Source organism: Carnobacterium sp. FSL E2-0243 (assembly GCF_038003605.1).
Lineage (GTDB): Bacteria > Bacillota > Bacilli > Lactobacillales > Carnobacteriaceae > Carnobacterium > Carnobacterium maltaromaticum.
In genome coordinates this window covers 2,353,040-2,379,864 of sequence record NZ_JBBOPM010000001.1, presented here as the reverse complement: position 1 = coordinate 2,379,864, position 26,825 = coordinate 2,353,040, and the positions used below count along the sequence as shown (strand labels likewise).

At 34.3% G+C, this 26,825-nt stretch carries 20 protein-coding genes and 1 other annotated feature; of the genes, 13 read left to right on the top strand and 7 right to left on the bottom strand.

Translation table 11 applies throughout. The annotated features are described in order from the left end of the window. The first annotated feature begins 272 nt into the window (after window positions 1-272). From queG to MHI00_RS11135, 4 genes are all read left to right on the top strand, one after another. The gene (gene queG / locus MHI00_RS11150) at window positions 273-1,433 is read left to right on the top strand and encodes a tRNA epoxyqueuosine(34) reductase QueG (protein ID WP_015075913.1); all 1,161 of its coding nucleotides are present in this window, start codon (window positions 273-275) and stop codon (window positions 1,431-1,433) included. A gap of 59 nt (window positions 1,434-1,492) precedes the next feature. After that, a complete protein-coding gene (gene trmL, locus MHI00_RS11145; protein WP_010054105.1) occupies window positions 1,493-2,005 on the top strand; it encodes a tRNA (uridine(34)/cytosine(34)/5-carboxymethylaminomethyluridine(34)-2'-O)-methyltransferase TrmL in 513 nt (170 codons plus the stop codon). A gap of 172 nt (window positions 2,006-2,177) precedes the next feature. Continuing rightward, window positions 2,178-2,411: a hypothetical protein gene (locus MHI00_RS11140; protein WP_341113672.1), complete on the top strand. Its 234-nt coding sequence runs from the start codon at window positions 2,178-2,180 to the stop codon at window positions 2,409-2,411. A gap of 132 nt (window positions 2,412-2,543) precedes the next feature. After that, complete coding sequence (locus tag MHI00_RS11135) at window positions 2,544-3,332, top strand: TraX family protein (protein ID WP_015075914.1); 789 nt, start codon at window positions 2,544-2,546, stop codon at window positions 3,330-3,332. A 65-nt stretch (window positions 3,333-3,397) separates the two neighbouring features. Here MHI00_RS11135 and MHI00_RS11130 read toward each other — a convergent pair whose 3' ends face one another. The 4 genes from MHI00_RS11130 to MHI00_RS11115 all read right to left on the bottom strand — a co-directional run bounded on the left by MHI00_RS11130 (window position 3,398) and on the right by MHI00_RS11115 (window position 8,228). After that, window positions 3,398-4,699, bottom strand: a complete 1,302-nt coding sequence (locus MHI00_RS11130) for an NCS2 family permease (RefSeq protein ID WP_229251749.1) — start codon at window positions 4,697-4,699, stop codon at window positions 3,398-3,400. 225 nt (window positions 4,700-4,924) lie between these two features. After that, window positions 4,925-6,820 carry a carbohydrate-binding domain-containing protein gene (locus MHI00_RS11125; RefSeq protein ID WP_341113669.1) on the bottom strand — a complete coding sequence of 632 codons (1,896 nt, stop codon included), beginning with the start codon at window positions 6,818-6,820 and terminating at the stop codon, window positions 4,925-4,927. Between the two features lie 26 nt (window positions 6,821-6,846). Continuing rightward, window positions 6,847-7,521: a DUF4956 domain-containing protein gene (locus MHI00_RS11120; protein ID WP_341113668.1), complete on the bottom strand. Its 675-nt coding sequence runs from the start codon at window positions 7,519-7,521 to the stop codon at window positions 6,847-6,849. Next, window positions 7,515-8,228, bottom strand: a complete 714-nt coding sequence (locus MHI00_RS11115) for a polyphosphate polymerase domain-containing protein (protein WP_341113664.1) — start codon at window positions 8,226-8,228, stop codon at window positions 7,515-7,517. Before MHI00_RS11115 ends, MHI00_RS11120 begins: the two co-directional genes overlap by 7 nt. Window positions 8,229-8,577: 349 nt before the next feature. Here MHI00_RS11115 and MHI00_RS11110 point away from each other — a divergent pair, with 349 nt between their 5' ends. Beyond that, window positions 8,578-10,566, top strand: a complete 1,989-nt coding sequence (locus tag MHI00_RS11110; protein ID WP_341113663.1) for a MucBP domain-containing protein — start codon at window positions 8,578-8,580, stop codon at window positions 10,564-10,566. 49 nt (window positions 10,567-10,615) lie between these two features. Here MHI00_RS11110 and argS read toward each other — a convergent pair whose 3' ends face one another. After that, complete coding sequence (argS, locus tag MHI00_RS11105; protein WP_341113661.1) at window positions 10,616-12,307, bottom strand: arginine--tRNA ligase; 1,692 nt, start codon at window positions 12,305-12,307, stop codon at window positions 10,616-10,618. 86 nt (window positions 12,308-12,393) lie between these two features. Then, window positions 12,394-12,614 (bottom strand) — a binding site (T-box leader). A gap of 159 nt (window positions 12,615-12,773) precedes the next feature. Between argS and argR the strand changes: the two genes are divergently transcribed. The 3 genes from argR to MHI00_RS11090 all read left to right on the top strand — a co-directional run bounded on the left by argR (window position 12,774) and on the right by MHI00_RS11090 (window position 15,780). Beyond that, window positions 12,774-13,229, top strand: coding sequence for an arginine repressor (argR, locus tag MHI00_RS11100; protein WP_010051814.1), 456 nt, complete (start codon window positions 12,774-12,776; stop codon window positions 13,227-13,229). Window positions 13,230-13,299: 70 nt separating this feature from the next. Continuing rightward, on the top strand, window positions 13,300-14,835 hold the full coding sequence (locus MHI00_RS11095; protein ID WP_341113659.1) for a phosphomannomutase/phosphoglucomutase: 1,536 nt from the start codon (window positions 13,300-13,302) through the stop codon (window positions 14,833-14,835). Window positions 14,836-14,919: 84 nt separating this feature from the next. Next, window positions 14,920-15,780: an aldo/keto reductase gene (locus MHI00_RS11090; protein WP_187957704.1), complete on the top strand. Its 861-nt coding sequence runs from the start codon at window positions 14,920-14,922 to the stop codon at window positions 15,778-15,780. A 528-nt stretch (window positions 15,781-16,308) separates the two neighbouring features. Here the strand turns inward: MHI00_RS11090 and MHI00_RS11085 are convergent. Beyond that, complete coding sequence (locus MHI00_RS11085; RefSeq protein ID WP_332480652.1) at window positions 16,309-17,673, bottom strand: hemolysin family protein; 1,365 nt, start codon at window positions 17,671-17,673, stop codon at window positions 16,309-16,311. Window positions 17,674-17,997: 324 nt separating this feature from the next. On the opposite strand from MHI00_RS11085, the gene MHI00_RS11080 reads away from it, so the two are divergent. The 5 genes from MHI00_RS11080 to MHI00_RS11060 all read left to right on the top strand — a co-directional run bounded on the left by MHI00_RS11080 (window position 17,998) and on the right by MHI00_RS11060 (window position 25,772). Then, window positions 17,998-20,124 (top strand): PBP1A family penicillin-binding protein, encoded by a 2,127-nt coding sequence (locus tag MHI00_RS11080; protein WP_332629398.1) that lies wholly within the window; start codon window positions 17,998-18,000, stop codon window positions 20,122-20,124. Between the two features lie 129 nt (window positions 20,125-20,253). Further along, complete coding sequence (locus MHI00_RS11075) at window positions 20,254-20,598, top strand: YlbF family regulator (protein WP_010051820.1); 345 nt, start codon at window positions 20,254-20,256, stop codon at window positions 20,596-20,598. Window positions 20,599-20,708: 110 nt separating this feature from the next. After that, the gene (locus MHI00_RS11070; protein WP_332629396.1) at window positions 20,709-21,950 is read left to right on the top strand and encodes a metallophosphoesterase family protein; all 1,242 of its coding nucleotides are present in this window, start codon (window positions 20,709-20,711) and stop codon (window positions 21,948-21,950) included. After that, window positions 21,940-24,747, top strand: coding sequence for an ATP-binding protein (locus MHI00_RS11065; RefSeq protein WP_341113650.1), 2,808 nt, complete (start codon window positions 21,940-21,942; stop codon window positions 24,745-24,747). The genes MHI00_RS11070 and MHI00_RS11065 overlap by 11 nt, the downstream gene beginning before the upstream one ends. 41 nt (window positions 24,748-24,788) lie before the next feature. Beyond that, the gene (locus tag MHI00_RS11060; protein WP_015075929.1) at window positions 24,789-25,772 is read left to right on the top strand and encodes a 3'-5' exoribonuclease YhaM family protein; all 984 of its coding nucleotides are present in this window, start codon (window positions 24,789-24,791) and stop codon (window positions 25,770-25,772) included. Window positions 25,773-25,835: 63 nt separating this feature from the next. Here the strand turns inward: MHI00_RS11060 and MHI00_RS11055 are convergent, their stop codons facing one another. After that, a complete protein-coding gene (locus tag MHI00_RS11055) occupies window positions 25,836-26,747 on the bottom strand; it encodes a peptidylprolyl isomerase (RefSeq protein ID WP_035064159.1) in 912 nt (303 codons plus the stop codon). Window positions 26,748-26,825 lie beyond the last annotated feature (78 nt).

Sequence of the window (26,825 nt, the reverse complement as noted above, 5' to 3'; positions counted from 1 at the left end):
GATTGACCCTAATGGGTTGCAACAGTTCCATAGTGGTGTTATATTATCAGTAAGCTATTTAGTTCATTCGTTTTTATCAGAGATCCATCAGATTCTGATAAAAGTTAGTGAGTGAGAATGTGCTTCACTAACGTATCATTTCGCAGTGCTAGACACCGAAGTGATGCGTTTTTTTCTGCTTTTTTTTGGAAAGTCTAGATCGTGCATATAAATAAGCAAGACAAATTCTAATAATAAATTCGTCTTTGTTTGAATAAAGGAGTTGAGTGATCATGAGTGGAACGAGTCTTTCGTTAAAAGAGCGGATTATTCAAGAAAGCCAACGAATTGGTATTGATAAAATTGGTTTTGCTTCAGCAGAACCTTTTAGCAACTTAGAGAAAAAGCTTGAAGAACAACAAGAAAAAGGCCATCATTCCGGTTTTGAGCATCCGGTCATAAAGGAACGAATTTATCCAGAATTAATTTTTGATGAACCCCGTTCTATTATTTCGATTGCATTGGCCTATCCAACTAAGATGAACGAACCACCTGAGCGAGTCAAAGGCCAACGTCGAGGGCAATTTGCGAGGGCTTCGTGGGGGACTGATTATCATGATATTTTAAGAGAAAAACTTGCTAGGCTAATTGAATTTATTAAGCAAGAAGCCAAGGAAGAAGTCTTATTTAAGCCGATGGTAGATACTGGAGAATTAATTGATGTAGCAGTCGCACAACGAGCTGGCTTAGGCTTTATTGGAAAGAATGGCTTATTGATTACCGAGGAATTTGGCTCGTATGTCTATTTAGGTGAAATTATCACGAATTTAGAATTTGAATTTGATGAAGCGGTAGCAAATGGTTGTGGTGATTGTACACGGTGTATTACCGGGTGCCCGACGACGGCTTTGCTTGGTGATGGGCGAATGAATGCGAAGAAATGTCTATCTTTCCAAACCCAAACTAAAGGAATGATGCCTGTTGAGTATCGAAAAAAAATGGGTCATGTGATTTATGGCTGCGATATTTGTCAGATGGTTTGTCCTTATAATAAAGGGAAAAATTTTCATTTTCATGAAGAAATGGAACCTGTACCGGAGGATGTTGCACCATTACTACAGCCTTTATTATCCATTAGCAACAAAGAGTTTAAACAACGTTTTGGTGTAATGGCTGGTTCTTGGCGGGGGAAAAAACCGATTCAACGTAATGCTATTATTGCATTAGCTAATTATCGGGATAAAACCGCATTGCCAGCATTGTTACGCTGTATTGAAGAAGATCCTAGACCAGTGATTCGAGGGACAGCTGCCTGGGCAATTGGTCAAATAGTTGCAAAACAAGATGTCACTGTGATTGAATTTTTAAGAACAGCGTACCAAAAAGAAGAAGATGAAGAAGCGCGTGTTGAGTTTAAACAAGCTCTTCAAACGTTAGAAGAAAAAAGTAGTTAATTTACGGGAAGTATTGTGTTTAAAGTCTAAATGCACCCTATTTTATTGGAGGAAAAATTATGCCAAATCATATTGTTTTATTCGAACCACAAATTCCAGCAAATACGGGAAATATTGCCCGTACTTGTGCTGCGACAAATAGTACGTTACATTTAATTGAACCACTGGGTTTTTCAACTGATGACAAACAACTAAAACGAGCGGGATTAGATTATTGGAATGATGTGGCGATTCGTTATCATTCAGATTTAGCCGCATTTTTGAAAGTTGCTGAATCTGGTCAACTTCACTTAATCACAAAATTCGGTCATGAAGTCTATAGCGATGTTGATTTAACAGATTCTAAATTAGATCATTATTTTATTTTCGGAAAAGAAACGACAGGATTACCAGAAGAATTTATGCGTCAATATGAGCAAGAGTGCTTACGAATTCCTATGAATGATGAGCATGTCCGATCGCTAAATTTATCAAATACAGCGGCTATTTTAGTTTATGAAGCATTGCGTCAACAGAATTTTGAGAATATGGAATTAACGCATAATTACGGTGAAATCGATAAATTAAGCTGATTTTGAATCGTTAATTCTAAATATAAATGAGAACCTGCTAGTTTAACTAGCAGGTTCTTTTTATTAAGCCTAGCTCTTATGAGCCAACTCCTCGAGAAAAAGATAAAAATTCGAGAGGACAAAAAACGTCCTATCAATTTTTCCTATTTTCTTACCGGAGCTAACCGGCTCAATGAGCTTTTTATCAAGGCTAGCTCTTATGAGCCAACTCCTAGAGAAAAAGATAAAAATTCGAGAGGACAAAAAGCGTCCTATCAATTTTTCCTATTTTCTTGCCGGAGCTAACCGGCTCAATGAGCTTTTTATCAAGGCTAGCTCTTATGAGCCAACTCCTAGAGAAAAAGATAAAAATTCGAGAGGACAAAAAGCGTCCTATCAATTTTTCCTATTTTCTTGCCGGAGCTAACCGGCTCAATGAGCTTTTTATTTTTAAATGACAATAATGTAAGTTGATTTTCTTGATTTGTAAGATTTTTCATAGGACTTTTATTTGCTTATTTTTGTATACTAAAATAAGCAAATAAAGGAGTGTGTCAAAATGGAGATGGTAAAAAAAGGGTTAACAGGTTTTCAACTTAAAGTATTAGGACTTGTTTTAATGGTGTTCGATCATATAGCAGAGTTTTTCTTAGAGATGGGTGTACCATTTTGGTTTCATTGGTTAGGGCGTTTAGTCGCACCTATTTTTTTATTCACTAGTTCAGAAGGATATATTCATACGCGTAACAAGAAAAAATATCTGTTTCGCTTGTTAGTAGGTTTTTGGATTATGAGTATCGGAAATTATGTGGTCAATCGTTACGTGGCTGAAGGGATAGGCATTTTTAATAATATTTTTGGAACGATATTTTTAGGTGTTTTATATATGTATTTAATTGATTTATTTAAAGCAGCGTGGCAGAAGAAACAAGTTTTAAGTGTTTTAGGAGCAATTATTTTAATGGTTTTACCGATTGCAGCAGGTTTTCTTATTATGTGGTTACCAGAAGTTAATTTTTTAGCTTTTAATATTCTATTTTTATTTGTACCGACTGTTTTAACAACAGAAGGTGGCTTTTTACTAGTTGTTTTAGCTGTATTATTTTATTTGTTCCATGGGAAAAAAAGTTTACAAGTTGCAGCCTTATTGATTATTTCAGCACTGAGTTATTTTAGTGCAGGTGGGAATCCTTTTACAGAAAACTATCAATGGATGATGGGGTTAGCAAGTATTCCAATTATTTTATACAACGGGGAAAAAGGTCGTGGTATGCGTAATTTCTTTTATTACTTTTATCCAGCCCATATTTACGTGCTCTTTTTTATTGCCCACTGGTTGCAAAAATAGACGATTAAAAAAACTCCGACTAAACTAATTTAGTCGGAGTTTTTTTAATTTAGTATTCCAATTGATTAATGGCCGCCTAAGAAAAACATTTGGATAAAGAATAGAACGGCAAAAACATAAACGAGTGGATGAACATCTTTAAATTTGCCTGTTACAGCTTTAGTTATTGGGTAGGTAATAAACCCTAATGCTAAACCAGTTGCAATACTGTTTGTTAAAGGCATTGTGACAATGACGATAAAGGCTGGAAAAGCTTCGGATAAATCATCCCAATGAATTTCAGCAGCACTTGCCATCATCATTGAACCAACGATAACTAATGCTGGAGCGGTAATGGCACTGACACTTGAAATAGCACTGACAACTGGAAAGAAGAAGCTTGAAATTGCAAACATAACTGCAATTGTTAAAGCTGTTAAACCCGTTCTACCACCTGCAGCAACGCCAGTTCCAGATTCAATATAGGCACTAGTTGGACTTGTTCCAAAAACCGCACCAACTGTTGTTCCAACAGCGTCTGCTAGAAGTGCTTGTTTTGCATTTTCTAAATTACCATCTTTCATCAAACCAGCTTTTTTAGTAACAGCAATCATTGTGCCAGTTGTATCAAAAATAGTGATTAGTAAGAATGAAAGAACAGCACCGTATAATCCATTTTCAATCACATCTTTAAAAGGAGTGATTGGGTTTGTAATCATTAAATCATGTCCAAAATTTGGTAAGGCCATAAAGCCATCAAATTTGATTTGACCTGTAAAATAACTAATAAAGGCAATAACGACCATACTAATGAATAACGCACCACGAACATTTAAAAGCATTAAAATGACACTTAATATAATTCCGATTAATGTTAAAATGACACCTAAACTGTGTAGATCACCTAATTTAACTAAGTTGGCTTCATCTGCTACAATCACACCAGATAAACGTAAACCAACAAAAGCAATAAATAGGCCAATACCGGCAGTAATAGCCGATTTCAACGTTTCTGGTATCGCGATAATTAATTTTTCACGTAAACTTGTAAAAGATAATAGTAAGAAGATTAATCCGGCAATAAAAACAGAAGCAAAAGCTGTTTTGTAATCAACACCACTCGCAACCACTGTTACAAAGTAGGCATTCATTCCTAAACCTGGTGCAATCCCAATCGGATAATTAGCAGCTAAGGCCATCCAACCGGTTCCGACTACAGCAGCTAGGATAGTTGCCATAAAAACTTGATTAAAAGGCACTCCAGCAGCACTTAAAATGACAGGGTTCACAACAATGATATAAGCCATTGTTAAAAAGGTCGTTAGTCCTGCGATAATTTCTGTTTGAATCGTGGTATTATTTTCTTTCAAGCGAAAGAAGTTTGACATGGTAAATCCTCCTAAAAACGAATATTTAATAAGAACAGATTTAATGATATTCGTTTTTAGGTGAAAAAGCAAGCCTTTTTTAGAAAAATATAAAGAAAAAACACGAATATTCGGGAAATAACCGTTTACACTTAATTGAGGTTAAAGTCTGTTAAGAAAGGAATCTTTGTTATGCAAGAAAAGACTAGGAAAATTTCCCTAGTCTTTTCTGACTTACTATTTTGTTTAATTATTTCCAGGAGGGCGTCCACCTCCGCCTCCCATACCGCCAGTAGTGATACTAGCACCTGTTTCTGAAATACTTGTGCTGACATCAGTAAGTGTTGCAGTTGTCAGCTGTGTTCCAATTGTGTAAGAACCATTTTGATATAATCCATCGGTAGTTGTTCCGGAATGGCTACCACCAGAGTATAATGTGTATTTACTACCTTGTAGCATATCAGGAGTACTGATAACAATGGATTGGAAATTCTTAGTTGGAGCAAAGGTTAGGACTTCATCCCCATTTTCATCTTCGATGTGAACTAATGTTCCGGCTTGTTGTGTGTTAGAAAAAATTAAATTTAAAGAGGCTTGAGTGGAAGATGTACTCGGTGTTTCAGCCATACCTGAGCTACCAGATGCAACTAGGGTCCCGCCATTTAAATTAAAGGTTCCATCAAAATCTATCGCACCATTTCCATTATCTGTTGGACCATTGACTAAAACAACTCCGCCACTCATATCAATGTCCCCATTTGAGTCTAAACCGTCTCCGCCTGCATCAACTACGATTCGGCCACCTGTAATAGTTAAACCGTAATCACTACCAGAACTGAAATTGTCTTTTTGTCCTCCTGGTCCAATCTCATCAGTTGTTCCATCACTACCACCAGCTGCATTAATTCCATCATCTGAACTAGTAACATGAATCGTTCCATCTTTAATTACAATGAAGGCTGCTTCAAGACCTTCATAAGATTTTTTTATATCAATCGTTCCAGCATTTATTGTTAAAGTATCATCTGCATGCATGCCATCATCACCAGTCGAAATAGAAAATTCACCACCATTGATTGTAATAATGCCATTAGTATGAAGAGCATCATCTTCGGCATTAAGTGTAAATGAGCCATCTTGAATGGTTAATTGTTCAGTTGCTTTGAGCGCTTTAAAGCTGTTAGAATTTTCTGCAGTTGTGCTTGTATTCGTAGTTACGGAAGTTTGACTATCACTTCCAGCACCTGTTTTAATAGTAAAATTCCCATTAGAAATTAAAAGGGAACTTTCGGCTTGAATGCCATCATGAGCTGCTGTGATTGTATAGGTACCACCATCAATTCCGATCCAACCTTTCGTTGTATCCTCTGAATTATTGGCTTGAATTCCATCATTGCCAGCTTTAAGCACAAATGTTCCAGCTAAAATAGAAACGGAGTCTTTTCCGCGCAGAGCATGATTTTTAGCATCAACTGTAATCGTTCCATCCGTAATAACTAGGTCATCTTTACTTGCAATTCCATTATTATAATTTCCGGAAATGTTTAAAGCTCCAGAACCGTTAATTGTTAAATCATCTTTACTAAAAATTGCAGCATCAGGTTCATCTGTCGTTGCATCTGGGTAACTATATTCAGTTGCATCACTAACTTTATTTTCAGTTTTATCAGCTAAGGTCAGAATCATTTTATCAGCTTGTTGAACATAAATAGGAGATGTTGTTGAACTAGTGATATCAACTCCATTTAGAATAATTCTCACAGTATCTTCTTTACTGGCATTAACCTTAATTTGCCCGTCTGTTAATGTACCAGAAACGATATAAGTTCCAGCTGCTGTAATTGTAACAATGCTATCTGTAGCAGAAGCTCCAGAACCGTCTACTTTAATAGAAGTTTTGTTTAATTGGATAGTCGTTCCACTCGTTTCATCCCAGTTACTGTCCTGATCTTCTGCTGTGTAGGTTCCAAATAGGCCATTATCATCTGTTGTTGTCGTGGCTATATTTGTAGAAGTAGAAGTAGTTTCCGTTGAACTAGATGATTTTGAGGTAGAGGTAGACGAATTCGTCGCTGTACCACAACTTGCTAAAGTCACTAGTAACGAGAGTACTAGCATTAATTTAATTGTCTTTTTTTTCATAGTTATACACCTCTTTGAATTAAATTTTAAAGTTCATCTTTATTCGTTGCTACTTTTCCGCAAATAATGGTTAGATTGCCATTGCGACGTCTAATTTCATCAATCATTGCTTTTTCTTCTCGGTTATCTTTTAACATAATTTGATACATTAGTTCATACAAACTGCCCATATTGGTTGTTTTTACACGATCTAAATGAGCTTCATACGTATACTTATCAAACAAGTCATCAAATAAACCTGTATAGTCTAAGTTTTCAGGAATCGTTATTTTTAAAGATTTTTCAGTCCGTTTACTTTGTCCAAAGTGGATGGTATTTAAAAAGAGGAGCATACATCCAATAATTAGCGAAAATAAGAAAACATAGACTAAGTAACCCATACCTGTAGCTAATCCAATTCCCATAGCCCAGAAAATACTACTTATTTCTCTTGCACCACCTGCAACAGAACGAAAACGAATCAGACTAAAGGCCCCTAAAACGGCAACCCCTGTGCCTAAGTTTCCATTAACTAACATAATAACGGTTTGAACTAAAACTGGTAGAATTGCTAATGTAACAACAAAACTTTTTGAGTAAACATTACGATACATATGGACACTTGCCGCTAAAACCCCCAAAAGTAAAGAGGAAATGGTACAAAATAAGATTTGTAAAATCGTAATATCTCCAGTTGTAGATGATAAAATACTTGCTAACATAATTGATCGACCCTTTCTTGATATAAATAATTTTTGTAACAGGTTCCGTATTTTGAAAATGAGACAGGATAAAGTTCATGATTGGCCAAAATTTGTGTCAGCCAAAAAGGAATCGCTCCTAGCGCTTTGATTTCCATTAAACATTCATCTTTTGGAATTAAATAGGCTCCATGATCTCCAGCACTTAAATCTAAGTTTGTAGATCGCCAACGCACTTTGAAATCAAAGGTAATTCGAAAATCGAGATCTTCTTTGCCAAAAAGGGCAATTCGATCATAGGCAATTAAAACTTTTGGAGTTAGTTGATGACGTGAATAGAACCAATCAATTTCTTGCATAATCTGATTGTTTTCTAATGGAATGTTAGTGGAAGATAAGTAAGTAGTCGCTTCCGCCAAACTTAATGATACGCGTCTTTTATAAACGACGCCTTCAAATTTTTTCTTCAGTTCTAAAAAAATCATATCTGTAGCTGTAGGAATTCCATAGCTGCGAATTCTAAATTTTTCACGGTAGATTGGTTTTTCAATTGATTTTTGAATCAACTGAAAATCATCAGTGTCGTAATAAAGAGACGAGATTGTCTGCATCCCACATTTATCTTGTTCCATATAGAAGAGTAACTCTTTAAACAAGTCTTCGAATTGATCTAAGGACAGCCTATATTTTTTTTCTTTACGTTGAAAAATGTTTTTATTTTTACTCATGTCTAAAACTCCTTTTTAATAAGTCTTGGTAGTTATGAACTTAGTTTACGTTGGGGAACTTAAAATAACCTTAAAAACTTAATCCTGTTATTTTATAATGAGAGTTAAATGTGAATACCATGTGAACAGAAAGTGTGACAGAATAGCGACTAATTTTTCCCAGGGATAAAAAAAGGAATTACAAATGCTATATTTAATGGAGTAAACGTATACGATAACTCATTAGTGTAGTGGAGTCACAGTTTTCTAAATCTTTTTTTTACTGTATAAAAAAATGAAAATTTTTTGTGGAATTCTGTTATAGATTAAGAATAAAAAACAAATTAATTAAGTTTATGGAGGAATGTTTATGCAACTTAAAAAAATTATTTCAATCGGTCTAATTGCTAGTTTAGTATCACCAGTTTTGACTACGGGGAAGGTTATCGCTGAGGAAACTCAAACTTCAGTAGATACTTCTAATCAAGAAATTAGTGTGGTTCCGGATGTTGAGTTTCAACGACTTATTCGAACGACTTTAAGATTAGCAGACGATGCAATTGTTACAAAAGAAGTGATGGAGAACTTGACTAGCCTTTCAATTGGAAGCTCAAAAATAACTGATTTTACAGGCTTAGAGTATGCGATAAATGTCACAAATATACGTATAAATGGTCAAGCGCTGGATTCTTCTTTATTTCCTGATTTATCTGGCTTAAGTTTATTAACACATATTGATTTGGATCGGACAGAGAGTGATAATGTAATCATTGAGAAATTAGCAAATATAACTAGTTTACAGTCAATTAATATTCAAAGAAATCCCCAAATTACCGATGTCTCAGTTTTGGCAAATTTACCTAACTTACAAGCTCTGAATATTCAATTTAATGGGGTTTCTGATTTTAGATGGGTCAATGATGCTCCAAAATTAACGAGATTATCAGCGACAGGGCAAAACACAGGCAGAGATAATGCTGCTGTGAATTTGATGCGCTCTAAATTGATTTATGATAGTGAAAGAAAAACAATTACACTTCCTTTTGCTGAATTTCCTAAACAATTAACTAATTTTGACGGATATACCCCTTCATTTAGTACCGCTTTATCAGATACTTATTTCGTATTTGATGGAGTAGAAATGGGAGCAGATCGCCTAACAATTGATACAAATGGATTAACAATCAATCAAATTGAACCTGATGCATATGAAAATGCTACATCTTTTATTTATAATGCACGTTATAATAATCCGTTTGGAACCTATGAAATTCCAGTAGGGTTCACTTTTTATGCTATTTCTGCGGGAACCTATTACCAAAGCTTTGCTATTGAGAATGATCCAATTGCAGGTGCTCCAGTAAATGTCCATTATGTAGACGAAGAAAATAATGAATTAGCACCTGTTGAGGAATTAAATGGAAATGTGAATGAAAGTTATCAGGCGCAAGAAAAAGATATACCTGATTGGGTTCTAAAAGAAGTTCCTGATAATGTCAGCGGACTATTTACAACAGATGTACAAACCGTTACCTATGTATATGAGAAAAAAGCTGGGGAGCCAGTGACTGTTTATTACCAAGATGAAGCTGGAAACGAATTAGCTCCGGCTGAACAGTTAAGCGGAAAATTAGATTTTCCATATTCAACAAGTGAAAAAGAACTAGCAGGTTGGGTAGTAAAAGAAGTCCCAGCTAATGCAGAGGGTTTATTTACGGATAAAAATCAAACAGTTGTCTATATTTATGAAAAGGCAACGGCAGCACCAATTACTGTTTACTATCAAGACGAAGAAGGACATGATTTAATTCCTTCAGAACAATTGGATGGAAAACTAGATGCTCCTTATGAGGCAAGCATAAAAGAGATAGCTGGTTGGGTGTTGAAAACAAGTCCTGAAAATACCAAAGGCCTATTTACAGATAAACCTCAGACTATTGTGTATATCTACGAGAAAGCCAATGGTGCGCCAGTTACAGTTGATTACCAAGATACCGAAGGCAGTAAACTTAGTCCATCTGAGCAATTAACTGGGCAACTAGATGCTACTTATGAAACGATGGCGAAATCCTTTATTGGTTGGGAATTAAAACAAGTACCAACCAATGCCAAAGGACTATTTACATCTGAAAATCAATCGGTTGTATATATTTATCAAAAGCAACAACCGGGTACTAGTATAAGCCAGATTCAACCACCTTTTAAGACAGCAAATCCATTACCAGCAACAGCTAAAGTAAGTAAAAATAGCTTGCCAGAAACTGGTGAAAAACAATCATTAAATTACAGTCTGGCTGGAGTTGGAATTATGGGGCTAGCTGTGTTAGCAATTTTAAGAAAAAGAACCAAAAATAAATAGAAAAAACCCTGAGAATCAATTGATTTCTCAGGGTTTTTGTTAATTTGAATTACATTTCGTCTGGTGCACCAACACCAAGCAAGCGTAAATCTTCTTTTAATATAATCGTTACAGCTTTAACTAAAGCTAAACGAGCAGGTTTTTGCGCATCATCATTCAAAACTTTAACTTGTGCATAATAACGGTTAAAGGCTTGAGCTAAATGAATCGCATGCTTCGCAATAACAGATGGTTCTAGTTTATCATAGGCACGTAAAACAGTTGTTGGATATTCTTGAATTAGTTTGATGACTTCCCAGCTGTATTCGTCATCCAATGCCAACGATGCTGAATCAAAAGAGACATCAGCAGCTTTGCGTAAAATACTCATAGCTCTGGCACGTGTATATTGAACATAAGGTCCAGTTTCACCTTCAAAACGAACAACTTCCTCTAAAACGAAGTCAAAATTATTTAAACGATCATTTTTCAAATCATGGAAAATAACAGCACCAATTCCAACTTGGCTAGCAGTAGTATCTTTATCTGCTAAATCAGGATTTTTCTCAGTAATTTGTTGATTCGCTAAATTAACAGCTTCATTTAAAACTTCCTCTAATAAGACAATCTTGCCTTTTCTAGTAGACAGTTTTTTACCACCTTGCGTAATTAAACCAAAAGGCACATGATGCATTTGATCAGCCCAATCAAAGCCTAATTCTTTTAAGACCGCTTTTAACTGTTTGAAATGGTTGCTTTGTTCATTTCCAACTACATATAAAGACTGAGCGAAATTATACGTACGATGACGGTAAAGTGCAGCTGCTAAATCACGAGTAATATATAAGGTTGCGCCATCTGATTTCCGGATCAACGCTGGATTTAAATTGTATTTCTCTAAATCAACAATAGTTGCACCATTATCGACAGTTAGAATGTGTTTTTCTTCTAATAAATCTAAAACTTCATCCATTTTGTCATTATAAAAAGCTTCACCATTATAAGAATCAAATTCAATCCCTAATAATTTGTAAATATGGTTGAATTCAGTTAAAGATTCTTCTCTGAACCATTTCCATAAAGCTACGGCTTCTTCGTCTCCATCTTCTAAACGTTTGAACCAAGCGCGTGCTTCGTCATCTAATTCAGGTTTTTCCTCTGCTTCAGCATGGAATTTCACGTAAAGTCGTAATAATTCATTAATTGGTTCAGCTTTAACACTTTCTTCATTGCCCCACAGTTTATAGGCTACGATTAATTTCCCAAATTGAGTTCCCCAATCGCCTAGGTGGTTGATCCGAATAGGTTTAAAGCCAAGTTTTTCAGCAATATTCGCAATAGAATTTCCAATAACAGTCGAACGCAAATGTCCCATTGAAATAGGTTTTGCTATATTTGGTGAAGATAAATCAATTGGAATAGTTTGACCTAAGCCAATTGATTGGTTGCCGTATGTTGTTCCAGCATCTAAAACTTCTTTAAGAACTGTAGAACTAACTCTTTCTTTATTTAAAAAGAAGTTTAAATAAGGACCTACAACATCAATTTTAGCGATAAGCGGATCTGTAATTTTAGTTCCTAAGTCAGTCGCAATTTGTTGTGGAGCTTTCCGAAAAGCCTTAGCTAAAGCAAAAGTTGGGAAAGCAATATCCCCGTGATCAGCTGATTTTGGTTTTTCTAATAAGTTGAAAATTTGTTCAGTTGTTAATGTTTCGCCAATTTCTTTTTGTAATAATTCAGCGACAAGTAATTTATAATCCATTAAAAATTCCTCCTATTTTGGTTTCTTCAGTCTCGTTTTGTTGACAAAAAGGCATAAAAAAAACGCCCAAATTTGAATGAATTCAAATAAGAGACGAGAATAGGCCCGCGGTACCACTCTTGTTGCTAAGGGTTATTCTCTTAGCCACTTGTTGATTGATAACGGATAACAAATCCGAATAATTCTACTATAATGTTCAAATTATTTTTTCCAAAGTGCGCTTCTTTTTTCAACTGTTATTGGCTTACACCGTCCCAATTCGCTTTAAACTTAGTTGGAAAAATACTCTCTTTGTCGACAAAATTTTGATATGAAATTAGATTTAGTATAACAAATCATGCTACGAAATACCATCTTTATTTTTGATTTCTAATTTTTAGTAAAAAAGCAGAGGAAATAAAAGCAGAAATGGGTTTGATTTGGTATAATGTGAAGTAGGAACCAAAAACAAAGGGGGTTTTCTTAAATGAAGAAAACAAACAGGCAAATGGTGATTAAACAAATTATTAATAACCACGATGTGGCAACACAAGAAGAGCTGTTACAATTCCTTAAAGCAGAAGGTGTTGAGGCAACTCAAGCCACAATTTCACGAGATATTAAAGAAATGAACTTAGTAAAAACAACATCCTCAAAGGGCACTGTTAAATATATTTTATTCCAGCACAATAAAATGTCGGACAAAGAAAAATTGGAACAAACGATTGGCGAAGTGGTAATAAAACTTACGCGTGTTCAATTTATGACAATTATCATGACAATTCCAGGCAATGCCCATGTGGTCGCAGCTTTACTTGACTCAATCGATTTTCCAGAGATGGTTGGAACTGTCGGCGGAAATGATACGATTTTGGTTATTTCTCCAAGTGAGGAAGAAGCTATTCGCATGTACGATTATTTTAATAAGTGGACCAGCTTTTAAAAGCTAATTCTTTCTGAACTTATATGAATCAACGAGTTATTATTTATCCTAACAAAGGGGAGTAGAATAAATGAATGAATCAAGTATTCCAGTCTTAAATGCTTTACAAAATGGCTCAGATGTTAGAGGAATTGCACTTACAACTGAGGACAAAGTCATGAATTTAACAGATGACCGAGTTGAAAGGATAGCATATGGGTTTGCCTCATGGCTAAAAGAAATCAAGAAGTTAGCGGTTGACGATCCACATTATCCAATACGTGTGGCTGTAGGACATGATAGCCGCCTTTCTGCTGACAGAATTAAAAGCGCTTTAATTGAAGGATTGGTAAATGCTAACTTTGAAGTGTTTGATGTCGGACTAGCGACCACACCAGCTATGTTTATGGCTACTCAATATGTTGACTATGATTGTGATGCCGCTATTATGATTACTGCTAGCCACTTGCCATATGAATATAACGGTTTGAAATTTTTTACAAAAGATGGCGGAGCTGAAAAAGAGGACATTACCTATATCTTAGAACATGCTGATTGGGAATATGTTTTTTGGGGAAATATGAAAGGCTTTGTAACGCCACGTTTCTTACTAAAAGATTATGCAAATGATTTGGTTGATAAAATCCGAGTAGGCATTCAAGATGAAGAAAATTATCAGCAACCTTTATTGGGGCGCCACATTATTGTTGATGCAGGAAACGGCGCAGGAGGCTTCTTTGCGACTCAAGTTTTAGAAGTTTTGGGAGCAAACATTACAGGGAGTCAATTTTTAGAGCCAGATGGACATTTTCCTAACCATATTCCAAATCCAGATAATAAAGCTGCAATGGCAAGTATTCAATCTGCAGTTTTAGCACATAATGCTGATTTAGGAGTTATTTTTGACACTGATGTTGATCGCTCAGCATTAGTGGATAAGCAAGGAAAAACGTTAAATCGTAATAATTTAATTGGGATTATTTCAGCAATCGTTATTAAAGAAAATCCTGGAACAACAATCGTTACAAATTCAACAACCTCAGAACATTTAAAAAACTTTATTGAAAGTCTGGGTGGGAAACAAAATCGGTACATTACTGGATATCGGAATGTGATTAATCGTGCAATTCAGCTTAATAAAGATGGTATTCCAACTTCATTAGCGATTGAAACTAGTGGTCATGCAGCTTTAAAAGAAAATTATTTTTTAGATGATGGTGCTTATTTAGTTGCAAAAATTTTAATGACGGATGCAGCTTTAACAAAAGAAGGCAAAGAATTAAGTTCTTTAATTACAAACTTAAAACAACCGGTTGAAACAGATGAAGTCCGTTTCAAGATTTTATCGGAAGATATTAGTCTTGTTGGAGCAGATGCAATGGAAGATTTCAGAGGATTTATTTATAAAACAGCTGATTTAGAAGTTGAACCACGCAACTTGGAGGGTGTTCGAGTAAATACTTCTGGGAAGTATGGAACTGGTTGGATGTTATTGCGTTTAAGCTTACATGAACCGTTACTTGTGTTAAATTTTGAAAGCGATCAAAAAGGTGCTATTGCTTTACTGAGAAAAGATTTGAAAAACTTCTTTGAAGAGAATGATGAATTGGATGCGTCTCTTTTGTAAGTTTTAAGAAAGTACATTACAATAAACAGACGGACAAAAATAAAATATACAGTCTGAAATATAAAATTAGGAGTTGACTAGTGAATGGAATTAGCAATTACAAACAGTTTGAAAATGGCAAATGGTGTTGAGATTCCACAATTAGGATTAGGCGTCTTTTTAGTAAAAGAAGAAGATGAGCTAAATATGGCTGTGAAATCGGCTATTTATGATGGCTACCGTCACATTGATACGGCAATGATTTATAATAATGAAGAATTTGTTGGAAAAGCAATCAAAGAAACAGAAATTCCACGTGAAGAATTATTTATAACTTCAAAAGTTTGGAATTATGATCATGGATATGAAGAAACCAAAGCAGCTTTTGAAGCAACTTTAAAACGACTAGATACAGATTATTTAGACCTGTATTTAATTCATTGGGCTTCACCGAATTATATTGAAACTTGGCAAGCGATGGAAGAATTATATGAGGCGGGTAAAATTAAGGCAATCGGTGTCTCTAATTTCCAAATTCATCATTTAGAAGATTTAATGGCTCATACTAAAATTAAACCAATGATTAATCAAATTGAAACACACCCAGAGTTTCCACAAAACGAACTTCATGAATTTATGGAAAAACATGGTATCCTTCATGAAGCTTGGGGTCCATTAGGTCAAGGGAAACATGATTTATTAAGTCATCCAGTTTTAGTTAAAATTGGTGAAAAATACAATAAAACAGCTGCACAAATCGTATTACGGTGGCATGTAGAACGCGGAATTGTGGTTATTCCAAAATCAGTTACTCCACATCGAATTAAAGAAAATAGCCAAATTTTTGATTTTAGTTTATCAAAAGAAGATATGGCAGAGATTGCTACCTTAAATACAGGTACTCGTTATGCCAAAGATCCTGACGATGAAGAATTTTTAAAAACGAGTGCTATTAGACCTAAATAAGAGTAAAGCCAACAGCTTGAGGAAAAACCTCAAGCTGTTTTCATATTCTTAGATGGAAAATTTAGGAGAAGAGTAGTTAGTAAAAATAACTATTTAGAATGATTGAAAACTGAGGGATTTCCTTCAGTTTTTTTATTTTAACAAGGTGGGGAAAAAAGCTGATTTGCTTTGTAGTCAAATTAAAAAGTAATAGTTTGCTTAAAATTTAGGGAATTTTAGAGTTAATTTATTTTCATTTTAATAAGATTGTGTAATAATATATTTTGGAAAGAGGTGAGAGCGATTAGAAAAAAAAGGAATACCCCTGGATTTAAAAATTTTTTAACCAATACTGTTTTTGGAAACATTGAAGGCAATCAAGCGGAAAAACAAAAAGATGAAAAAAAGAATAGTTCTTCACCAATTTATATTCCTAAAAATAGTAATACGGATAAACATAAAAAAAAATAAGCTTTATAAAAAACAGATTAACTAGACGTTTCGAAGAATAAAAAAATAAGGCTAGGAAAAAATCCCGGCCTTATCTTTCTATTCTTCGTCTTTATTTTTTTCATTTACTTCGTGTGTTTCAGCTTTATTGTCTGAAAGAGTAATCTCTATCCATTCAATTGTACTTTTTCCTGCTTTTTTAACCGTAAATGTATAATTCTTGAAAACAATATGATCCCCTTCAACAAGATCATACTTTTCATTCATCATCCATCCACCAATTGTATCAACATTTTCTTCATCAATGTCTAGTCCGAATAGCTCGTTGATGTCGTCAATTAACATGCGTGCGCTAACTAAATAATGATGATCGTCTATTTTTGTCATTTCCGGCGCTTCAGTTGTGGCATAATCATCATTAATATCCCCAACGATTTCTTCAACGATATCTTCGATTGAAATCATACCGCTTGTACCACCATATTCATCAACTAAAATCGCCACTTGATTGCGTTCTTTTTGCATGCGAACTAAAATCTCTTTAATGGGTATCGTTTCAATAACAGAAATGACTGGTCGAACATACTTGGTGATCATAAATTCATCAGATAAGCCAGACTCGACATATGTTACATAAGCTGCAAAAATTTCTTTTGTATTAATGACTCCAACGATAGAATCTTTATCGCCATCTTGAATAACTGGGTAACGAGTATATCGTTCCGTTTGAACCAACTGGCTAATTTCTTTCAGGCTCATATCAGTTGAGACAGTCACCATTTCAGTACGAGGAACCATGATTTCGCGGCTCATACGATTATCAAAAGCGAAAACATTCTCGACAAATTGATACTCATCATGGTTAATTTCCCCACTTTTTAAACTTTCACTCATAATGATCCGCAGTTCTTCTTCTGAAACACTCTCATCAGATTCACCAACACTTTTCAATCCAAAAGAGCGGGAAATTCCATTTGCAATGCCATTGAGTAAATAGACGATTGGGAACATTAAAAGATACCAAATTTGTAAAGGTCGAGCAATTAATAAGCCGATTTTTTCTGTCTTATTAATGGCAAAGTTTTTAGGCACCAACTCCCCCACAATGACTTGGATAAAGGTAAGGACTGAAAATGAGATTACGATAGATAAAAGACTTGAAACTGAGCTTGGTAGGCTGAAATTTTCAAATAAATTATCAAACAAACGTTTAAAAGTCGGGTCACCCAACCAACCTAAAGCAAGAGAAGTAATAGTGACTCCTAGTTGTGTCGCAGATAGATAGGTATCTAAATGCTGTGTCATTTTTTTTAACAAAATAGCTTTCTTATTGCCATTTTCAATAAGAAAATCTAATCTTGAAGGGCGAATACGGACTAAGACAAATTCTGACATAACAAATAAGGCCGCAATACCTAAAATAATAAAAAATATAATCATACCGGTTCCGATTGACAAATGCACGCCTACGCCATAAGCGTAAGCCTCACCTCCATTTTAGTGAAACTTAGTTTAAATTTAAAAAACTCTTTACCTTTATTTTACTCTGTTCTTGTAGAATTATAAAGGAAAATGGATAAGACTACCAGTACTCTGAGTGGATTTAATCATATTTTAGAAGAAACAAGGGGAATAAGGGGCGGAATCACTAATGTGACGGAGTCAAAAGACTTTTATTTCAACATCCACCTTGAGATGTATTTCATATCGAGGAATTGTTTGGTAGAATTAAAGAAGCACTTATTTTATAAGAGAGTAAAATATATATATTGAAGGATTGAGCTATCAATGGAAGAAAAAACTTTTTTTGCAAAATTTAAAGCCCAAATGATTATTTTTTGGCAATGGCTACGTCCTTATCTAGGTAAAGTTCATCGTTGGCGCAAACGTATTTGGAAAAAATATCATATAAATAAAATTATTTTATTGGCTACTTTGCTAGTTGTATTAGTAACGAGTATTTATTTGCTTTATCTAGCTAAAACAGCAGATGTCGCTTCGCTAAAAGCTGGCCTCGAGCAGACGACAACAATTTATGATGAAAATGGGGCAGAAGCGGGAACGCTATATGATCAAAAAGGGACTTTTGTTAGTATTGATCAAATCGCTCCAGCATTACAGGATGCAGTTGTTTCAACTGAAGATAAACGTTTTTATGAACATGGAGGATTTGATGTTAAAGGCATCTTACGAGCAGCAGTTGGGTATGTAGTTAATCGCGGAAACATTGTTGGCGGCGGAAGTACCTTGACGCAACAATTAGCTAAAAATGCCTTTTTATCACAAAATCAAACACTTTCGAGAAAAGCTGAAGAATTATTTTTAGCTATTGAAATTGAAAAAAAATATAGTAAAGCTGACATATTGGAAATGTATTTAAATAATGCCTACTTCGGAAACGGAGTGTGGGGTGTTGAAGATGCAACACAAAAATACTACGGAAAACATGCTTCAGAACTAACCGTGACAGAGGCAGCTTCAATTGCTGCAATTTTAAAATCACCAAGTTATTATAATCCAATTGACCATATGGACAATTCGATTGAACGTCGTAATTTAATCTTGGATTTAATGGTAGACAATCAGAAATTAACTCCAGAAGAGGCCAATGTAGCCAAGTCTGAACCCTTATTATTAGAAGATACCTATCACGCAACTAGTGGTTATCAATACCCTTATTATTTTGATGCACTAATTGATGAAGCCATTAATGATTACGGTTTGAAAGAGGAAGATATCTTAAACAAAGGCTATAAGATTTATACGGCTTTAAATCAGGATTATCAAAAACAAATGCAAGAAACCATTAACAATGATGCTTTATTCCAGTATTCAGAAGATGGAACCCTGGTTCAAACCGGGTCTGTAGCAATGAATCCTAAAACTGGTGGAGTTTATGCCTTAGTTGGTGGTCGCGGAGAGCATGTTTTTAGAGGCTTTAACCGTGCAACACAAATTAGAGTCCAACCAGGTTCAATTATGAAACCATTAGCTGTTTATACGCCAGCACTAGAATCAGGTTATAAAATCGATTCATTATTGAAAGATGAACAAAAGGCCTATGGATCAGATAATTATACACCAGAAAATTATAATGGCATTTATTTAGGTGAAGTACCGATGTATCAAGCTGTAGAAGATAGTATCAATGCTCCCGCAGTTTGGTTACTAGATCAAATTGGTGTGGATAAAGGTTTTGAAAAAGTCAAAAAATTTGGTATTCCTTTAAAAGAAGATGATCGCTATTTAGGTTTGGCTTTAGGAGGACTAACAAAGGGGGTTTCGCCCTTACAGATGGCTAGTGCTTATACAGCCTTTGCAAACGAAGGGAAACGCTCAGAAGGTCATTTAATTACAAAGATAGTAGATGCTACTGGAGCAGTTATTGTCGATAATACTGAAACAAAAACGAAAAAAGTGACAACACCAGAAGTCGCAAAAGATATGACGAGTATGCTAATGGGGGTATTCGATAACGGTACAGGACAGAGTGCATTACCAGAAGGCTATAAAATAGCAGGTAAAACAGGAAGTACAGAATTAACATTTGGTGAAAAAAATGGAACAAAAGACCAATGGATTGTCGGGTATACACCGGATGTTGTTTTATCTACTTGGATTGGATATGATCAAACGGATGAAAATCATTACCTAAATGGTTTAAGTTCAGAAGGAGTTGCTCCTGTCTTTAGATCTCAAATGGCAAATATATTACCTGTTACTCCAATGACGCCTTTTACAACAGAAAGTGCTTCAGAAATTGTGACTGAAGAAAATAAGGGAACAATGGATAAATGGAAGGATAGTTTTGATGAAGGAGCTAAATATTGGGGAGATAAGTTTAAGGAAGGATCTTCCTATTTAAAAGATAAAACGGGTGAATTTTTCAATGGCTTGAAAGAAAAAATAAAATAAGTGTTTTTGTTTCTCACTATATGCAATGAAATTTACTTTTTTCATTAAAGGTATTGGATTAAATTAAGTAGAAATGTTATAGTTAATGAGTAAAACAACCAATTTAAATTAGAGGAGTGTTTCATTTTTATGAGTACAAATATTTATGATACAGCAAACCAACTTGAGAGAGATTTAAGAGAAACTGAAGCTTATGTTGCCTTGAAAGCAGCTTATGAAGCAGTTAAAGCAAATCCAGAATCAAATGATATGTTTAAAGAATTCCAAGGCATCCAAATTAAATTACAACAAAAACAAATGTCTGGTGAAGAGATTTTAGAAGAAGAAATTAAAGAAGCACAAGAAATGGCAATGAAAACTGGCGAAAATGAAACAATCAAAGTCTTGATGGAAGCTGAACAAAAATTAAGCCAACTGATTGATGATGTAAACCGTATCATTATGTCTCCAATTCAAGAGTTATACCAAGGTTAATTAAAAAATAATAAATGAGTTCACTATTGTAAAATAGGTAGTGAGCTCTTTTTTTTACTAGACAACGAACATATGTTTATTTTGATTGAATGAAGTGGGAGGAAAGTAAAATGGTTCAATTTATTCATGCGGCAGATTTACATTTAGATAGTCCTTTTATTGGATTAAAGAGTTTGCCACCTTTTTTATGGGAACAAATTTATCAATCAACCTTTAAGTCACTGGAAAAAATTGTTAATTTAGCAATTGATAAGCAAGTTGACTTTGTTTGCCTGGCGGGGGATATTTATGATAGTGATGATCGAAGTGTGAAAGCACAAGCTTACCTTCGTAATGAACTCATTCGATTAGAATCAGCTGAAATACCAGTGTTTATTTGTCATGGCAATCATGATTACATAGAGAACACAGGATTGCATTTAACGATGCCTAAAAATGTGACGATATTTAATGAGGAAGTGGAAACCCATTGGTTAACAACTAAAAAGAATGAACGCATTGCAATTACTAGTTTTAGTTACCCTAAGCGTTGGGTTCGTGAACGAATGATAGAAAGTTATCCTAAAAGGGAAGAAACAGCCGATTATCACATTGGCATGCTTCATGGTTCGGTTGATGGTGTGGAATCAGAGCACGGAACCTATGCTCCTTTTACACTAACAGAGCTTAAAAATAAAAATTATGATTACTGGGCATTGGGACATATTCATAAACGTCAAATTTTGTCTGAGAATCCATTGGTTATTTATTCTGGTAACACGCAAGGGCGCAGCAGTAAGGAATTAAATTCAAAGGGCTGTGAGTGGATCCAGCTAACGGCAGAAGCTAAAACGCACCAGTTTTATTCAACAGCAACTATTCAATGGGAAAAAGTTCAGTTGTCACTTAAAGGTATAGAGCGTTTAGGAGATGTGTATCAAACCATCCAAGAATTTATCCAAACTAAAAAAAATAATAAACAATCATTATTTATTGAGTTGCGTTTGACAGATAGCGAAAGTTTGGCATTAAATGTTCGCAAAAAAATTAATTCAGGTGAGTTATTAGAAGCGGTTCAGCAAGTTTCAGAAACAGATGATGTGATTATTTGGGTACATCGGATTGTTTTAGAAAAAGAGACGGTAGGAAATAACCAATTTAGTTTTATGACGAAAGAGTGGCAAGAAGCAATAAATCTTGTAGCAGAAGAAAGTTGGTTTAACGAAGCCACAAATTTTTTATTTGAAGAAGGTCAAATTGAAGACTATGTTGATTCTAGAGATCAGCGCTATCGAGAATTGATTATTACAGAGGCTAAAGAAAGAATTATTCAGCAACTAGGAATTGAAGGAAGTGAGAAGAATGAAAATTGAATCCATTGAAATTTATGGTTATGGAAAATGGGTAGATAAAAGTTTTACTGATATTCAAGATTTACAAGTTTTTTATGGAAAAAATGAAGCAGGTAAATCGACAGTTATGTCTTTTATTCATAGCATTCTTTTTGGATTTCCAACAAAACAAGGATCAGGCACGCGTTATGAACCTCGCAATAGTAGTCAGTATGGTGGTCGTTTGCGTATTTCAGAGACGGTTTATGGGAATGTTTTAATTGAACGTGTAAAGGGGAAAACTAGTGGGAACGTAACCGTTACTCTAGCAAACGGAGAAACAGGTTCAGAAGATTTATTAGAAAAAATTATTTTTGGTATTGATAAAAATACGTACCAAGCTTTGTTTTCATTTGATTTAGTTGGTTTACAAAAGGTTCAACAAATGAATCAAACAAAATTAAATCGTTATTTTCTTAGTGTTGGAACTTTAGGTAATGAGCGTTTATTGAGGATTGTCGATAAATTTCAACAAGAAGCAAATAAACTATACAAAGCCAGTGGGCGTGTTCCTGAAATTAATCAAAAAATAAGCCAATTAAAACAAAAAGAGCAACAATTAAAAAGTGTTAAAGCTCGAAACAATGAATACAATCAATTGCAAAATGAAAAATTAAAACTTTCAGAGCATTTAAAACAATTTGAAAGGCAACAAGAAGATTTAGAGCGAGAATTGGCGGGATTAAAACGACTGAGTTCCAATTGGGCTCATTTTAAAGAGGCTCAAGAAATCCAAAATCAAATTCAGAAAAAAGCCTTAATAAATTTACCTGAAGATGGGCTGTACCAGCTGAAACAATTGAACGACGAACTGGCAAGAATTGTGACAACCCAAATTAAAGAAAAAGAACAAATCTTACAATTAAGTCGTAAGGCAGGTCAAGATGAACGGTTTAGTTTTTATTTAGAACACAAAGATCGTTTTAAAGAGGCTAATTTAAAAATAGAACAGATAAAAGAGTTGATGAAGAAAAAAGAAATAGTTGAAGCTAAACAGCTTCAAGATCAACGCTATTTAGAACAGTTATTGCACCAAAATGGTTTACCTATTTATGGTGAAATTCCCCAAGTTTTATCTACTGAATTAAAAGCCGAAGTGAAGAATTTAATTGATTTACAGGCTAGTATTCAAGAGAAAGAAGCTAACTTACAGCAAGATAAACAACGATTGAATTTTCAAATAGAGGTTCTAAATCAACAAATCGATCAATTAGAAAATCAATTGTGGGAAGCAAAAGATTTTCAAGAGTATCAAAAACCTGAAGTTGTCCCGCAAAGACAAAAAAGAGCACGAAAAAAACAATCCAAAAGTTTCTATGCTGTTGCCTTTAGCAGTCTACTTAGTTTGGTTGCTGGTTATTTGATAGGAGCTACTTTAGGAGTAATACTGTTGATTGTCGGTGGACTAGGTTTATTAATTACAGGTTATCAAGCATTCGGAACCAAAAGAGAAAAAGCTACTACTAAAACGAATGAAAAATATTCTTATGAAGAGTATATTAAACAAGTAGAAATTCGGAAACAGTGGCGAGAGAAATTAGCAGAAGCAGATGATGTCACTGATGCGTTAAATTATTTTACGGATCAAGAAAACCAATTCAATCTAGAAAAACAACAATTTAATCGTCAACATCAACAGTTTAGTCAAAAAACAATGATCCCGAATGAGGTTTCTTTAGAAAAACTAGTAGTGGATGATCCTTTTTTTGAAATACGACAACAAATAAGTGTGACGGAAAGACAAGAATTAGAGATAGATGCTTTAACAAAACAAATAAGTGAATGGTTTAGTGGCGTTGAATTTAGCCAGCAGATTATTGGAATTGGCATGGAGAACTTAGCAACATTTCTTTTTTCATTCCAACAATTCTATTTACAACAGGTAGAAATTGAAAATGCTCAGCAACATATCAGTCAACGAGTAGCTGAAATTAGACAAGAACTGCTTTCAGGAGAAGAAAATCAGAAAGTCATTGAAAAAAATAAAGAAAGCTTATTTGCTAGCGTAGATGTTTCTAGCGAAGAAGAGTTCCGAAAAAAATATGTGCTTTATCAAGAATTGCAACAGAAAAAAGCACGATTAGATTTATTAGAGGATCAAATTGCGGAAGATTTAATTTTATTTACAAATTACCGTGATAAAGAAGAATTAATTGAAGCCTTACAAACTCAAGATGAAACATTGCAACTGTTAAAAAAGAAAATAAGCTCGCAGTTAAAACAAAAAGCTGAATGTGAAGTTGCCTTGAAAAACTTAGAAGAAGGTGGACAATATTCCGTCTTACTACAAGAATTTGCTAATTTAAAATCAGAGTTGCAAGAGCTAGTTCAATCATGGAGTAGTTTGCGAATTGCGGCAGAAATTATTGAAAAGATGTTAACTTTATCCCGTAAAGATCGTTTGCCAGAAATGATTGAAGATGCTTCTCATTATTTTAATCTTCTTACAAAAAAGAACTATCAGCGATTATTATTTAAAGATGAACGAATTCAAGTTCAGAGGCAAGATGGGTCTATATATGAAGTTAATGAGTTATCTCAGGGGACTGGCGAACAACTTTATGTGGCTTTACGATTTGCTTTCATAAAAAATGCAACGGATTTATTAAAATTACCTTTGTTGATTGATGATGGTTTTGTCAATTTTGATGCTGAACGAAGAAGTGAAATATTTCAGTTGTTAAATGAAATTAGCCAAACAAGTCAGATCATTTATTTTACTTGTAGTAGCGAAAGTCAAAAGGAATTTTCCAAAGAGCAAGTGAAAGTGTTACAATAGGAAAGAGTAAATAAAAATATATAAACGAGAGTGGGAGTTTGATGGATAAAAAGATTTTTGATTACAATGTAGATGATACATTTGATTTATTTCTATTGGTAAAAAATGCAGATGTACGGGTAGCCAAAAATGGGAAAAAATTTATCGCCTTTACTTTTCAAGATGTCAGTGGTCAAATAGACGGAAAGTACTGGGATGCATCTGATTCTGATATTGAGGCATTTTTAGCTGGAAAAGTGGTACGTGTATCAGGTAAACGTGAACTTTATCAAGGAAATCCTCAAGTTAAATTATTTAAAATTAGACTGGCAAATGATAATGAACCCAATTCACCAGAGTTATTTATGGAACGCGCGCCAATCAAAAAAGAAGAAATTGTTGAAGAAATTAATCAAACTATTTTTGAAATTACAAATGCGAATATGAATCGTGTTGTTCGTCATTTAATGACTAAATATCAAAAAGAATTTTTCCAATTTCCGGCAGCTAAAAAGCACCATCATGCATATATGGGTGGCTTGTCATACCATACTATTTCAATGTTGCGCTTAGCTAAATTTATTGCAGAGCAATATCCAGAAATCAATAAGCCTTTGTTGTACTCAGGTGTGATTCTGCATGACTTAGGAAAAGTAATGGAACTTTCAGGTGCAATGTCAACTGAATACACATTAGAAGGTAATTTAATTGGCCATATTGTAATTGTAGATGAAGAAATTACAAAAGCTTGTTTAGCGTTGAAAATAGATGATAAATCAGAAGATATTATTTTATTGAAGCATATGATTTTAGCTCATCATGGTCAGTTGGAATATGGTTCACCTGTTCGTCCACGTTTGCGTGAAGCAGAAGTATTGCACCAAATTGATAATATTGATGCGTCAATTAACATGCTAAATGTTGCGCTTAATCGCACAGAACCAGGAACCTTCACTGAACGAATATTTGGAATGGACAATCGTGCATTTTATAAACCAAATATGACTAAAGTAACGAGTGAAGAACAACTTGAATTACTAGAATAAAAAAATTCCTTCTTAGCTAATTTTGCTAAGAAGGAAATTTTTTTGGTTAGATTTAGCTAGATATTATTTTTTTGAAGAATCTGTTGCTTTTGAACTTTCTTTTGAAGAATCATCTTGTTTTAAGAAAGTATCCATAGCACCTTTCAAATCTTTATCTTTGATTTCAATTTTTGCATCTTGCATAATTTTAGAAAGAATAGATTGAACATAAGCATCATCCGTTAAGCGTGCTTTAATCATTGTCGTTTCTAAATCTTTTTTATGATCTTCCATTTTACCTTTACCAGGGTTTTTAATCATTTTGATAATATGGTAGCCGTTCGATCCGTTAACCGGTTCTTGTGTCACTTCACCATCTTTTAGTTTAGCAGCTGCTTCAATAAACAAAGGATCGTATGGAGTGTTGTGGTCAAACTCAGGTAACTTTCCACCATCTTCTTTTGATCCAGTATCTAAAGAGTTTTCTTTAGCAAGAGTACTAAAATCTTCCCCTGCATTAATTTTTGCAATTAAATCTTTAGCAGTTGCTTCATCAGCTACTAGAATATGTTGAACAGTTAGTTTAGGAACGAAACTTTCCCAAGCTGTTTTGTAGTCTTCATCTGTAAATTTAGTATTTGCTTTAACCGCTGCTTCAATGAGTAAATTCATACGGATAACTTCTTTGTAACTTTCTTCTGTATAGTTTGAATTTTTAAGCAACTCAGCAAATTGATCACCATACTGTTCTTTTTGGGCGTTAAAATCTTTATCTACTTGTTTATCTGTTACTTTATCGCCAAACTTTTCTGTTAAAACATCAGAAATAATTAGCTGTTGTAGGGAAGAAGGGCCAGCAGTGGTTTTCATTGCTTCATATAAATCCTCTTTAGTAATATTTCCAGCTTTTGTTGTAGCCACATCATTGTTAGTGGAACAACTTGCCAAAGTTAACGATGTTAAAATAATCGCACCAGCAGTTATTAATTTTTTCATTAAAACACATCCATTTCTTTTTTTATCGAACTTATAAGTATTAATATATCATATCTAGAGAAAGATTAAAATCTCTCT